At 70.8% G+C, this 12,067-nt stretch carries 10 protein-coding genes; 6 read left to right on the top strand and 4 right to left on the bottom strand.

Annotation, left to right across the window (positions count from 1 at the left end):
- Positions 1 to 73 precede the first annotated feature (73 nt).
- Positions 74 to 892: a rhomboid family intramembrane serine protease gene (locus PV963_RS34910; protein ID WP_274820453.1), complete on the top strand. Its 819-nt coding sequence runs from the start codon at positions 74 to 76 to the stop codon at positions 890 to 892.
- Between the two features lie 23 nt (positions 893 to 915).
- On the opposite strand, the gene hemE is transcribed toward PV963_RS34910, so the two are convergent.
- Positions 916 to 1,983 carry a uroporphyrinogen decarboxylase gene (gene hemE / locus PV963_RS34905; RefSeq protein ID WP_274820452.1) on the bottom strand — a complete coding sequence of 356 codons (1,068 nt, stop codon included), beginning with the start codon at positions 1,981 to 1,983 and terminating at the stop codon, positions 916 to 918.
- 101 nt (positions 1,984 to 2,084) lie between these two features.
- Between hemE and PV963_RS34900 the strand changes: the two genes are divergently transcribed.
- The 3 genes from PV963_RS34900 to PV963_RS34890 all read left to right on the top strand — a co-directional run bounded on the left by PV963_RS34900 (position 2,085) and on the right by PV963_RS34890 (position 5,221).
- Positions 2,085 to 2,759, top strand: coding sequence for a DUF3000 domain-containing protein (locus tag PV963_RS34900; RefSeq protein WP_274820451.1), 675 nt, complete (start codon positions 2,085 to 2,087; stop codon positions 2,757 to 2,759).
- A gap of 323 nt (positions 2,760 to 3,082) precedes the next feature.
- A complete protein-coding gene (locus tag PV963_RS34895; protein WP_003993737.1) occupies positions 3,083 to 3,745 on the top strand; it encodes a response regulator transcription factor in 663 nt (220 codons plus the stop codon).
- A 186-nt stretch (positions 3,746 to 3,931) separates the two neighbouring features.
- A complete protein-coding gene (locus PV963_RS34890; RefSeq protein ID WP_274820450.1) occupies positions 3,932 to 5,221 on the top strand; it encodes a ribonuclease D in 1,290 nt (429 codons plus the stop codon).
- Between the two features lie 53 nt (positions 5,222 to 5,274).
- Here PV963_RS34890 and PV963_RS34885 read toward each other — a convergent pair whose 3' ends face one another.
- The 3 genes from PV963_RS34885 to PV963_RS34875 are packed head-to-tail and all read right to left on the bottom strand — an operon-like array spanning position 5,275 to position 8,365.
- Positions 5,275 to 6,105, bottom strand: coding sequence for a carbohydrate ABC transporter permease (locus tag PV963_RS34885; protein WP_274820449.1), 831 nt, complete (start codon positions 6,103 to 6,105; stop codon positions 5,275 to 5,277).
- On the bottom strand, positions 6,102 to 7,052 hold the full coding sequence (locus PV963_RS34880; protein ID WP_274820448.1) for a carbohydrate ABC transporter permease: 951 nt from the start codon (positions 7,050 to 7,052) through the stop codon (positions 6,102 to 6,104). Before PV963_RS34880 ends, PV963_RS34885 begins: the two co-directional genes overlap by 4 nt.
- A complete protein-coding gene (locus PV963_RS34875) occupies positions 7,052 to 8,365 on the bottom strand; it encodes an ABC transporter substrate-binding protein (RefSeq protein WP_274820447.1) in 1,314 nt (437 codons plus the stop codon). Before PV963_RS34875 ends, PV963_RS34880 begins: the two co-directional genes overlap by 1 nt.
- Before the next feature lie 164 nt (positions 8,366 to 8,529).
- Here PV963_RS34875 and PV963_RS34870 point away from each other — a divergent pair, with 164 nt between their 5' ends.
- Both PV963_RS34870 and PV963_RS34865 read left to right on the top strand, forming a co-directional pair.
- Complete coding sequence (locus tag PV963_RS34870; protein ID WP_274820446.1) at positions 8,530 to 10,947, top strand: glycoside hydrolase family 2 protein; 2,418 nt, start codon at positions 8,530 to 8,532, stop codon at positions 10,945 to 10,947.
- A complete protein-coding gene (locus tag PV963_RS34865) occupies positions 10,944 to 11,981 on the top strand; it encodes a LacI family DNA-binding transcriptional regulator (RefSeq protein WP_274820445.1) in 1,038 nt (345 codons plus the stop codon). The genes PV963_RS34870 and PV963_RS34865 overlap by 4 nt, the downstream gene beginning before the upstream one ends.
- Positions 11,982 to 12,067 lie beyond the last annotated feature (86 nt).

Genomic DNA, 12,067 nt, shown 5'->3' with positions numbered 1-12,067 from the left:
CATACGCACGCCCGGACGGCTGCGTTCAGCGACAAGACCGATTCACCGGCGGCGCCCCGGGCACACGTGTGGCGTGGTCATCCCCGTTCATGACGTGAACCCCGCGCGGCGCACCCCCTGGGTGACGTACACCCTCCTCGCCGCCAACATCGTCGTGTTCCTGCTCACTCCCGGCATGCCCGGTTCCGTGGTGGGCGAGAGCAGCCTGGCCCAGCTGTGCCACCTCCAGGCGTTCCTGGACCAGTACGCGGCGGTGCCACGGGAGCTGATCCACCACCAGATGCCCCGGCTGGTGCCCACGGGCGAGGTCGGCGTGGGCCCGCAGGGAGCCGGCTGTGTGGTCGGCCCGCCGCCCTACGACAAGTCGCCGGAACTGAGCGTCCTGACGGCGATGTTCCTGCACGGCAGCTGGCTGCACCTGCTGGGCAACATGCTGTTCCTGTGGATCTTCGGCAACAACATCGAGGACCGGATGGGCCACGTCCGCTTCCTGCTCTTCTACGCCGGCTGCGGCTACGCGGCGTCGTACGGCTTCGCGGTCCTGAACAACGCCTCGGCCGACCCGCTGATCGGCGCGTCCGGGGCGATCGCCGGGGTGCTGGGGGCCTATCTGGTGCTGTATCCGAGGGCCCGGGTCTGGGTCCTCGTCCCGTTCCTGGTCTTCCTGCCGCTGCGGCTGCCCGCCTGGACCGTGTTGGGCCTGTGGTTCGTGCTCCAGGCGGTCTACTCCTCCGGCGAGGGCATCTCCGACGCCGGCACGGTGGCGTACGCGGCGCACATCGTCGGCTTCCTCGCCGGGATGCTGATCGCCTGGCCGCTGCGGCCGGGCACACCGCCGCCGCCGGAGCCGCGCGGCATCGTCTTCGGCAGGCGGGCGCGGCCCGGCTGGTAGGACCGGCCGGGCGCCATCTGTCGTCAGCGGGCCGTCCGCGTGTGCACGTACTCCACCAGCCGCGTCAGCGCGTCCGGGTCCGTGGACGGCATGACGCCGTGGCCGAGGTTGAAGACGTGGCCCTCCAGGTTCGCCGCCGAGTCAAGGACCTCGCGGGTCTTGGCCTCGACGGCCTCCGTCGTGGCGAAGAGCACCGTCGGGTCGAGGTTGCCCTGGAGTGCCTTGCCGGGGCCGACGCGGCGGGCGGCCTCGTCCAGCGGGACGCGCCAGTCGACGCCGACGACGTCCGCACCGGCCTCGCCCATGAGCCGCAGCAGCTCGCCGGTGCCGACGCCGAAGTGGATGCGCGGGACGCCGTATCCGGCCACGGCCTCGAAGACCTTCGCCGACGCCGGCAGCACCGAGCGCCGGTAGTCACCGGGGGCGAGGGCACCGGCCCAGGAGTCGAACAGCTGGACCGCCGAGGCGCCCGCCTCGATCTGCACCTTCAGGAAGGCGGCCGTGATGTCGGCGAGGCGGTCGAGCAGGTCGGCCCACAGCTCGGGGTCGCCGTACATCATCGCCTTGGCGTTCTCGTACGTGCGGGACGGGCCGCCCTCGACGAGGTAGCTGGCCAGGGTGAAGGGGGCGCCGGCGAAGCCGATCAGGGGCGTGGCGCCGAGCTCGCGGGTGAGCAGGCCGATGGCCTCGGTGACGTAGGAGACGTCCTCGGAGGTGAGGTCGCGCAGCTGGGCGAGGTCCGCTCGGGTGCGGATCGGGCGCTCGACGACCGGGCCGACGCCGGGCTTGATGTCGAGGTCGACGCCGATGGCCTTGAGCGGGACGACGATGTCGCTGAAGTAGATCGCCGCGTCGACGCCGTGCCGGCGCACCGGCTGGAGCGTGATCTCGGTGACCAGCTCGGGCCGCATGCAGGACTCGAGCATCCCGATGCCCTCGCGCACCTTGCGGTACTCCGGCAGTGAGCGCCCGGCCTGCCGCATGAACCACACCGGCGTGTGCGGCACGGGCTCGCGCCGGCAGGCCTTGAGGAAGGCGGAGTCGTACGGGGCGGACGGCTGCTGGGCCCGGGGGGCGTCGTTGGCACTCACGGGCCAAGTTTCGCACGCCCCCGAGGGGCGGGATTCAGCCCCTGGAGGGGCGCGGGGTGTCTAGCCCGGCACCCGGGCTCCCGTCCCCGTAACCTTCCGGCATGGCTGCGGCTCAGGGACGACTGTCGGACGGCGCTGGCGGAATGGACGAAGCGAAGGACACCGAGAAAGACCGGCGGGAGGCGGACACCGTCCCGCTGCCCTTCCGGGCCGCCGTCGACGCGCTCAAGGCGGCGCGGCTGCGGCCCCAGATCGAGGTGGAGCCGACGCCCCCGCCGAAGCGGCTCGCCCCCTACGCCTACGCGTTGGAGGCCGCGGTCGTCGACGGCGACGAGGACCTGGCCGACGGCCGGCTGGTGCTGCTGCACGACCCGGCGGGACACGACGCCTGGCAGGGCACGTTCCGGCTGGTGACGCTGGTGCGCGCGGAGCTGGAGCCGGAGATGGCCGCGGACCCGCTGCTGCCGGAGGTGTGCTGGTCCTGGCTGACCGGTGCGCTCCAGACACGCGGGCTGACGTACGGGGAGCCGAGCGGCACGGTCACGCGGGCCAGCTCGCACTACTTCGGCGGTCTGTCCGCGCGCCCGGCCGCCTCGCAGATCGAGATCCGTGCCTCGTGGACGCCGCGTGAGGGCCTGGGCGGGGTCCCGGACACGGCCGCGCACCTGGCGTCCTGGTGCGATCTGCTCGCCCAGGTCGCGGGGCTGCCGCCGGCCGCGCCGGGCGACGCGTCGGTGGTGACGCTGCCCCAGCGGCGGGGCCCGCAGTCCCGCTGATCGAACCTGCTGCGACCCCGTACTGATCGAACCTGTACGGGGCGGTCAACGCTGCCCTGTCGACGATCACACCTGCGTCCCCCTCTTGGCCGAATCACTTTGTCGATACGGCCACTTTCGACCGCGTACCGACGCAGACCGAAACCGTTCGACCTTCGAATGATCGACCGCATGTCCGAATTGCGCGGATTGTTATCACTGATTCGTGATCATTCCCTAAAGGCGGACGGGTTGGGTGCCGAAGACGACTGTGACCTTGAAAGCACGGTTCGTCCCGGCTTCACCCCCACGAGCCGGCCCCGTCCCGCACCCCAGGAGGCCTGGTGTCCGTTCTCCTCGAGCAGCCCGCAAGCCTGGTCGCCTACCGCCCGAACAAGCCGACCGCCATGGTGGTCGTGGCCGACCCGCGCGTCCGCTCCACCGTCACCCGCCACCTGTGGGCGCTCGGTGTGCGCGATGTCATCGAGGCCTCGTCCATCGCGGAGGCTCGTCCCCGCATCGGCAACCCCCGCGACATCTGCGTCGCCGACGTCCACCTGCCGGATGGCTCCGGCCTCACCCTGCTGTCGGAGACCCGCGCCGCGGGCTGGCCCAACGGGCTCGCCCTCTCCGCCGCCGACGACATCGGCGCCGTGCGCAACGCGCTCGCCGGCGGTGTGAAGGGCTACGTCGTCACCGGCACGCGCACCAACGTCGGGCTCCCCACCCGCCCGGGCGCCGCCCCCATCGGCGCCGCCGCCGCACGCCTGCACCGCCGCCCCCCGGGTGCCCCGAGCCACCCGGGCGGCTACCGCGAGTTGTCCGGCCGCGAGGTCGAGGTCCTGCGGCTGGTCGCGGAAGGCCAGTCGAACAAGGCGATCGGCGTCTCGATGGGCCTGTCCGCACTGACCGTCAAGAGCCACCTCGCCCGCATCGCCCGCAAGCTCGGCACGGGCGACCGCGCCGGGATGGTCGCGGTGGCCTTGCGGACGGGAATCATCCACTGACCCACTCCACGATGCCCCCCTGTGATCATTCACTCACGTGAACGGGACCGGCCATGGATCCCGATCATGTCACTCACGGTTCGCGAACCCGACACTTCCCCGACCTGACTGGTTTGCGACCCTCGGGCGCCCGTCGACGGAACGTTCCGTCGACGGGCGCTGGCCATACACGGATACCCTTGACATGTGACCGACGCCCACGAGACCGCAGCAGACAGCTCACTGCGAACCACCGGAGGCGCTCCTCCGGACGACGGCGGATCTTCTGCTACGGAGGCGCCGATCCCTTTGCTGGAACCGCGTGAGGGCATTCCGCCCGTGATCGCGGACGAGGCTGCCCTGGCCCGGGTGATCGCCGCCTTCGAGGCGGGCTCCGGCCCGGTCGCCGTCGACGCCGAGCGGGCGTCCGGCTACCGCTACGGCCAGCGCGCCTACCTGGTCCAGCTGCGCCGCCAGGGCGCCGGTACTGCCCTGATCGACCCCGTGGCCTGCCCCGACCTGTCCGCCCTGGGCGAGGCCCTCTCCGGCGTCGAGTGGGTGCTGCACGCCGCCACCCAGGACCTGCCCTGCCTGCGCGAGATAGGCATGGTGCCGACGCGGCTGTTCGACACCGAGCTGGCCGGGCGGCTCGCCGGGTTCCCCCGGGTCGGCCTCGGCGCGATGGTCGAGGGCGTCCTCGGTTACGTCCTGGAGAAGGGACACTCCGCCGTCGACTGGTCCACCCGGCCGCTGCCCGAGCCCTGGTTGCGGTACGCGGCGCTGGACGTCGAGCTGCTCGTCGACCTGCGCGACGCGCTGGAGAAGGAGCTGGACCGGCAGGGCAAGCTGGAGTGGGCCAATCAGGAGTTCGACGCGATCGCCTCCGCTCCCCCGCCGGAGCCCCGCAAGGATCCGTGGCGGCGTACGTCCGGCATGCACAAGGTGCGCCGGCGGCGGCAGCTGGCCGTCGTACGGGAGCTGTGGCAGACCCGGGACCGGATCGCGCAGCGGCGGGACGTCTCACCCGGCAAGGTGCTCGGGGACGCGGCGATCGTGGAGGCCGCGCTGGCGGTTCCGGCCAACGTGCACGCGCTGGCCGCGCTGAACGGTTTCGGACACCGGATGAGCAAGCGGCAGCTGGAGCAGTGGCAGGCGGCCGTGGACCGGGCGAAGGCGTTGAGCGAGGCGCAGTTGCCGCAGCCGGGGCAGCCGGTGACCGGGCCTCCGCCGCCGCGGGCCTGGGCGGACAAGGATCCTGTCGCCGCGGCTCGGCTGTCCGCGGCCCGGACGGGGGTCTCGGCGCTGGCCGAGCGGCTCGGCATGCCGCAGGAGAATCTGATCACGCCGGACACGGTTCGGCGGGTCTGCTGGGAGCCGCCGGCGGTGGTCGATGCCGAGTCCGTGGTGGCCGCGCTCGCGGGGTACGGCGCGCGGCCGTGGCAGGTGGAGTTGGTGACGCCCGTGCTGGTGGAGGCTCTGTCCGTCAAGGAGGCCTAGCCGCCGTAGGGCTTCTCGTCGTACGGCGGCCGCGACCCCGAGAGGCAGGTCTCCTACTTCGTGGCACCTCGCGTGAAACCGTTGTAGATGAACCGCTGCAGGAACAGGAAGACGACCAGCGTCGGGACGATGACGAGGATCGCGCCTGCCGAGATGGTCTCCCAGTGGGCTCCGAAGGGGCCCTTGAAGCGGAACAGGGACGTCGAGATCACGCCAAGATCTTCGGAGGGCATGTAGAGGAAGGGGATGTAGAAGTCGTTGTAGACGTTGATCCCCTTCACGATCACGACGGTCGCGATCGCCGGCTTGAGCAGAGGGAAGATGACCTTCCGGTAGACCGTGAAGGCGTTGGCGCCGTCGATGCGGGCCGACTCGTCCAGCGAGACCGGGATGGACCGTACGAACTGCAGGAAGATGTAGATCGACACGATGTCCGTACCCATGTAGAGCGCGATCGGCGCCCAGAGGCTGTCGAACATCCCGAGGCTGTTGACGATCTGGAACGTGGCCACCTGGGTGGTCACCCCGGGGACCAGCGCCGCGACCAGGAACAGGGCCAGGACCAGCTTCCGGAAGCGGAACCGGAAGCGGTCGATGGCGTACGCCGTCATCGAGCCGATGAGGACCGTGCCCCCGATGGCGACGACCAGGATGACCGCCGTGTTGCCGAACGCCGAGAGCATCCGGCCGTCCTGGAACGCCGTCACGTAGTTGTCGAAGTTGAGCGGGTCGTCGGGCAGCGTGAGGGCACCGCTGTCGTCCGCCATCTCCCCGGAGGTCTTCAGCGAGGTCAGGAAGACCACGGTGAGTGGCAGGAGCACGACCAGCGTCGCGAGGACCAGGGACAGGTACACGAGGGCACGGGCCACGGCACGCCGCGTCATACGAGGTCCACCTTGTCGTCCGGGACGAGGCGCCGCTGCACCCAGGTCACCGCCAGGATGATCAGCAGCAGTACGACGGCCGCCGCCGAGGCGAGGCCCGTCTTGTTGAACTGGAAGGCCAGCTTCACGGTCTGGATCACGAAGGTCTCGGTGCCGGTCGCGCCGCCGGTCATGATGTACGGAATCTCGAAGACGGACAGCGACCCGGAGACGGACAGGATCACCGACAGGCTCAGCACGGGCCGGATGCCGGGCGCGATGATGTGGCGGAACTGCTGCCAGCGGTTCGCCCCGTCCAGCTCGGCCGCCTCGTACAGCTCCCCCGGGATGGACTGGATCGCGCCGAGGAAGAGGACGAAGTTCAGGCCCATGTAGCGCCATACGGAGACGCCCGCGAGGGAGACGTTGGCCGAGGCGGGCGTGCCGAGCCAGGCGCGGTCGCCGTCGTAGCCGAACAGGCTCAGGATCGCGTCGAGGGTGCCGCCGTCCTGGAAGAAGTACAGGAAGACGAAGCCGATCGCGACGCCGTTGATCAGGTACGGGAAGAAGAGCACACCCTTGAAGAAGTTGCGGAAGCGGACGTTGAAGCTCAGGACGGTGGCGAAATAGAGGGCGGCGGCGATCTGCACCACGGACGCGGCGAGGTAGTAGCCGCTGACGAAGAACACCTCGAACAGCTCGGGGCGGGTGAAGAGTTCGGCGTAGTTCTCGGCGCCCGTGTAGCGCAGCTCCGGGCTGACGCCGTCCCAGTCGGTGAAGCTGTACGCGACCATGTTGACGATCGGCGCGTAGGTGAAGGCGATCAGCAGGACGAGCGGGGCGATCAGGAACAGCCAGGGGGTCACGCCCCGCCACCGCCGCGGCCGGCGCGCGGCGGTGGGCGGTGTCGGCCCGGCGGGCGCGGCCGGTGGCACCGGCCGCGCCGCCTTCCGGGTGGTGTCGGTCATCAGGACCCCAGGTTCTGCTGCGCCTCGGTCCACTTCTCGCCCAGCCCGGTCAGGAAGTCGTCCAGGCTGCCCTTGCGGGCACCGCGGGCGAGGTCGACGAGGTCCTGGCGGTAGTCGGGCTTGTAGATGCCGACCTCGGACTGGTTGTCGATGGACTTGACCTCGGCGCCCTTGGTGTCGTCGATGTCGAGGAGCTTCACACCCGCCTCCTCGTAGGGCTTGAGGACGTCGGGCAGCGGGGCGTCCTTGAGGGGCGAGAGGGCCAGGTTGGCGTCCGCGTAGCCGGACTTGTCGGTGAACCAGTCGATCCAGGCGCGGGCGGCGGCCTTGTGGTCGGAGTTGACGTTGACGGCCTGCTGGTAGTCGGGCGACGTCACCGCGCAGAACGTGCCGTTCTTCTGGGCGGGGAACGGCATGAAGCCGATGTCGGCCGGGTCGGTGCCCGCCTGCTTCGCCGCGTCCCGCATCTGCACGATCGCCCAGGAGCCGAGCCACATCGTGGCGATCTCGCCCTTCGCCAGGCGGGGTTTGGACGCCTCCCAGTTGGTGGTCGTCGGGTCCTTCTCGATGAGGTCCGAGTGCACGATGTCGTAGAGCAGCTGGTCCCCGACGCGCAGGTCGGCGCCCTCGGCCCAGGGGTTGCCCTCGGCGAGCCTGGTGGTGGCCCGGGTGTCGCAGCCGACGGAGCCGTTGACGTGCGTCCACTGGGTCAGCGGCCACATGTCCTTGAAGTTGGTGTAGTACGGGACCGCGTCGGACTTGGCCTTGATGGCCTTGAGACCGTCGAGGAACTCGGCCGGGGTCGTGGGCCAGTCGGTGACGCCGGCGGCACTCCACACCTTCTTGTTGTAGACGAAGCCCGGGACCACGCCGATCGGGCTCTGCCCGTAGACCTTGCCCTGCACGGTGGAGTAGTCGGTGAAGCGGTACTTCTTGCTCCGCTCGGCCTGGGTGCCGAGGGAGGCGAAGAACTTCGGGTAGTCCTTCTTCTCGATCACGGCCGGGATCATCAGGACGTCGCCGTAGTTCTTCGTGTTCATACGGATCTTGACCTCGCCCTCGTAGTCGGTGAGGCCCTCGAACTCGACCTTCACCTTGGGGTAGGTCTTGTTGAACTCGGCGGCGTACTTCTTCATCGTCCCGTCCTGCACGAGGTCGGTCCGGTGGGTGAGGACGGTGATGGTCCCGTCGACCTTGGCGGGATCGTCGGGCGCCTCGGCATCCGCGCCCTTCGAGGTGCCTCCGGTGCCGGTACAACCCGAGGCCAGCAGGGCGGCGCCCACGGCGAGGGCGAGGACGGTACGGCGGTTCATGTGCATCAGCTCCGTTCGCGGAGAGGAACTCGGGACGGAAGAGCACGTGCGGTATGGCTGGTTCGGCACTCTGACAGCGCTTTCTCAACCGGTAAAGTCCCATTCCCGCCAACGCTGCGAAGACCTGTACACGACTCTTCACTGGACCGGTTAAGGGAGTGCGCATGCTGGAGGCCACACCGCTCGGCGACGGATGGATCCTGCGGCACGAGTCGGGCCCGCTCCCGGCCTCCGTGCCGGGCTGCGTGCACACCGACCTGATGGCGGCCGGGGTGATCCCGGACCCGTTCCTGGGCCTGGGCGAGTGTGAGGTGGCGTGGGTGGGGCGCCGGGACTGGACGTACGAGCGCGAGCTCACGAGCACCTCCGCGCAGGAGCAGACCGACCTGGTCTTCGACGGGCTCGACACCGTCGCCGAGATCTCCCTGGACGGGCGGCTGCTGGGCAAGGTGCGGAACATGCACCGCTCGTACCGGTTCGACGTGACGGGGCTGTCGGGGCGGCTGGCCGTGCGGTTCGTCTCCGCCTACGCCGAGGCCGAGGCCGTACGGGGACGGCTGGGCGAACGGCCCGCCGCCTACGCCGAGCCCTACCAGTACCTGCGCAAGATGGCCTGCTCCTTCGGCTGGGACTGGGGGCCGACCCTGGTGACGGCCGGGATCTGGCGGCCGGTGCGCCTGGAGCACTGGTCGACGGCCCGGATCGCCCGGGCGCGTCCGCTGGTCACCGTCGACGAGGGGGTGGGTGTCGTCGAGTTGGCCGTGGACGTGGAGCGGACCCGGGTCGAGACGCCGCTCACCCTGGAGGCGGAGGTGGGCGGGGTGCGGGCCCGCGCGGAGGTCGAGGGGGCGGGCGGGGTGGTACGGCTCCGCGTGCCGGACGTCCGGCTGTGGTGGCCGCGTGGCTACGGCGAACAGCCGCTGTACGACGTCGAGTTGCGGCTGCTGCACGGCGACGACGCGCTGGACGTGTGGCGGCGGCGGATCGGCTTCCGGACCGTGGAACTGGATCAACGGTCCGACGCGCACGGCACCGGCTTCACCCTCGTCGTCAACGGCGAGCGGCTCTTCGCGCGGGGCGTCAACTGGATCCCCGACGACGTCTTCCCGTCCCGGATCACCCGCGAGCGCTACCGGGAACGACTGGAGCAGGCCGCCGGAGCGGGCGTGGACCTCGTACGGATCTGGGGCGGGGGGATCTACGAGAGCGAGGACTTCTACGACGCCTGCGACGAACTCGGGCTGCTGGTCTGGCAGGACTTCCCGTTCGCCTGCGCGGCCTACCCGGAGGAACAGCCGCTGCGCGGTGAGGTGGAGGCCGAGGCCCGGGAGAACGTGGTACGGCTGATGCCGCATCCGTCGCTGGTGCTGTGGAACGGCAACAACGAGAACCTGTGGGGCTTCAGGGACTGGGGCTGGGAGCCACGGCTGGCGGGGGACTCCTGGGGCGAGGGGTACTACCTGGGCGTACTGCCTCGTGTGGTGGCGGAGTTGGATCCGACGCGGCCGTACACGGCGGGGAGTCCCTGGTCCGGGTCATGGGACCGGCATCCCAACGATCCGGCGCACGGCACGCACCACTCCTGGGAGGTGTGGAACCGTGAGGACTACGCCGACTACCGGCTGAGCGCGCCCCGGTTCGTCGCCGAGTTCGGCTGGCAGGCGCCGCCCGCGTACGCCACGCTGCGCCGGGCGCTGCCCGGGGAGGAGCTCGCGCCGGACTCCCCCGGCATGCTGCACCACCAGAAGGCCGACGACGGCAACGGGAAGCTGGAGCGGGGGCTGGCCCGGCACTTCGCCGTGCCGGACGGGGACTTCGACCGCTGGCACTACCTGATGCAGGTCAACCAGGCGCGGGCGGTCGCCGCCGGGATCGAGCACTGGCGCTCGCACTGGCCGGTGTGCGCGGGCACGGTCGTCTGGCAGCTCAACGACTGCTGGCCGGTGACGTCCTGGGCGGCGATCGACGGGGACGGCAGGGAGAAACCGCTGTACCACGAGCTGAAGCGGCTGTACGCGGACCGGTTGCTGACGCTCCAGGCGCGGGACGGCGGGCTGGTGCTGGCCGCCGTCAACCAGGCGGCCGGGGACTGGACGCCGGCGCTGACCCTGCGGCGGATGTCCGTCGAGGGCGAGGTGCTGGGGCAGGCAGCCGTGGAGCTGACGGCCGGGGGGCGGAGCGTGGCACGTGTCGACGTACCGCGCGAGCTGACGCCGGCCGGGCCCAAGGAGTTTCTCGTCGCGGATGCGGGCGGGGGAACGAGCGCGGGCGCTGGATCGAGCGGGAACGCGGGCGCGGGTGGGCTGCGGGCCTTGTACTTCCCGGTGCCGGATCGTGAAGTCCCTTATCCCGCCCCTCGGTTCGATGTCGCTCTCGCCCCGGGCGGCATCACCGTCACCGCCCGCACCCTGGTCCGGGACCTGCTGCTCCAGGCCGACCGGCTGGATCCGGGGGCGCGGGCCGACCGGGGGCTGGTCACGCTGCTGCCGGGTGAAGAGGTGACCATCGGGGTACGCGGCTGGAAGACTCCGGACGCGGAGCGTGCTCGTTCGGCCCTGTACTGCGTGGAGCCCGCCGGATGACGGCGACGCCGACCCCCCGCGTCACCATCAAGGACGTCGCCGCGCGCGCCGGCGTGTCCAAGGGTGCCGTCTCACTCGCGTTCAACCACAAGCCCGGGCTGTCGGAGGCGACCCGGGACCGGATCTTCCGGGCGGCGCGGGAGCTGGGCTGGGCGCCGAACCTCACGGCGCGGACGCTGGCCGGTTCGCGCGTGGACGTGGTGGGGCTCGCGGTGTGCCGGCCGGCGCGGGTGCTCGGGCTCGAACCCTGGTACATGGAGTTCGTCTCGGGCGTGGAGAGCGTCCTGGCCGAGCACTCCTGTTCCCTGCTGCTGAGACTCGTACGGAACCTGGACGAGGAGGTGGGTGTCCAGGAGTCGTGGTGGCGGGGGCGGCAGATCGGCGGGTCGATCCTCGTCGACTTCCGGGCCGACGATCCCCGGGTGGGCCTGGTGGAGCGGCTCGGGCTGCCGGTGGTCGCCGTGGGGCATCCCTCGCTGACCGGGGGGCTCACCTCCGTGTGGACCGACGACGCGACGGCCGTGACGGAGGCGGTGCGGTATCTGGCCGCGCTCGGGCACCGGCGGATCGCCCGGGTGGGCGGGGCGGCGGCCCTCGGGCACACGGTGATCCGGACGGCGGCGTTCGACGAGGCGGCGGGGGCGCTGGCGCTGGCCGGGGCGTGGCAGGTCGCGACCGACTTCTCGGGCGACGCGGGGGCGCGGGCGACGCGGTCGCTGCTGTCGGCCGCGCCGCCGGACCGGCCGACGGCGATCGTGTACGACAACGACATCATGGCGGTGGCGGGGCTGTCCGTGGCGGCGGAGATGGGGTTGCGGGTGCCGGAGGACGTGTCGCTGCTGGCGTGGGACGACTCGCAGCTGTGCCGGCTGACGCATCCGACCTTGTCGGCGATGAGTCATGACGTGCACGGGTTCGGGGCGGAGGTGGCTCGGACGCTGTTCTCGGTGATCACGGGGAGTGAGGGCGGGTCGCATCCTGTGCCCACTCCTGTGCTGACGCCCCGGGGATCCACTGCGCCGCCGAAGGTGTGACCTTCACCGCTCGCCATGTCAGGACTGGGCAGCTACGTTACTCATAAGTAGCATGGGATGAGCAAGCGCTCAGCGTCCTGGACCCT

The organism is Streptomyces coeruleorubidus (assembly GCF_028885415.1).
Lineage (GTDB): Bacteria > Actinomycetota > Actinomycetes > Streptomycetales > Streptomycetaceae > Streptomyces > Streptomyces coeruleorubidus_A.
Note: the sequence above shows the minus strand (reverse complement) of the source record. Positions and strands in the feature narration are given on the sequence as shown.

Bases quoted from the DNA above. Each gene is read 5' to 3' on its own strand.
- PV963_RS34900 (WP_274820451.1), top strand. From the start codon at position 2,085: ATGGCTGCGGCTCAGGGACGACTGTCGGACGGCGCTGGCGGAATGGAC.
- PV963_RS34885 (WP_274820449.1), bottom strand. From the start codon at position 6,105: ATGACGCGGCGTGCCGTGGCCCGTGCCCTCGTGTACCTGTCCCTGGTC.
- PV963_RS34880 (WP_274820448.1), bottom strand. From the start codon at position 7,052: ATGACCGACACCACCCGGAAGGCGGCGCGGCCGGTGCCACCGGCCGCG.
- PV963_RS34875 (WP_274820447.1), bottom strand. From the start codon at position 8,365: ATGAACCGCCGTACCGTCCTCGCCCTCGCCGTGGGCGCCGCCCTGCTG.
- PV963_RS34870 (WP_274820446.1), top strand. From the start codon at position 8,530: ATGCTGGAGGCCACACCGCTCGGCGACGGATGGATCCTGCGGCACGAG.
- PV963_RS34865 (WP_274820445.1), top strand. From the start codon at position 10,944: ATGACGGCGACGCCGACCCCCCGCGTCACCATCAAGGACGTCGCCGCG.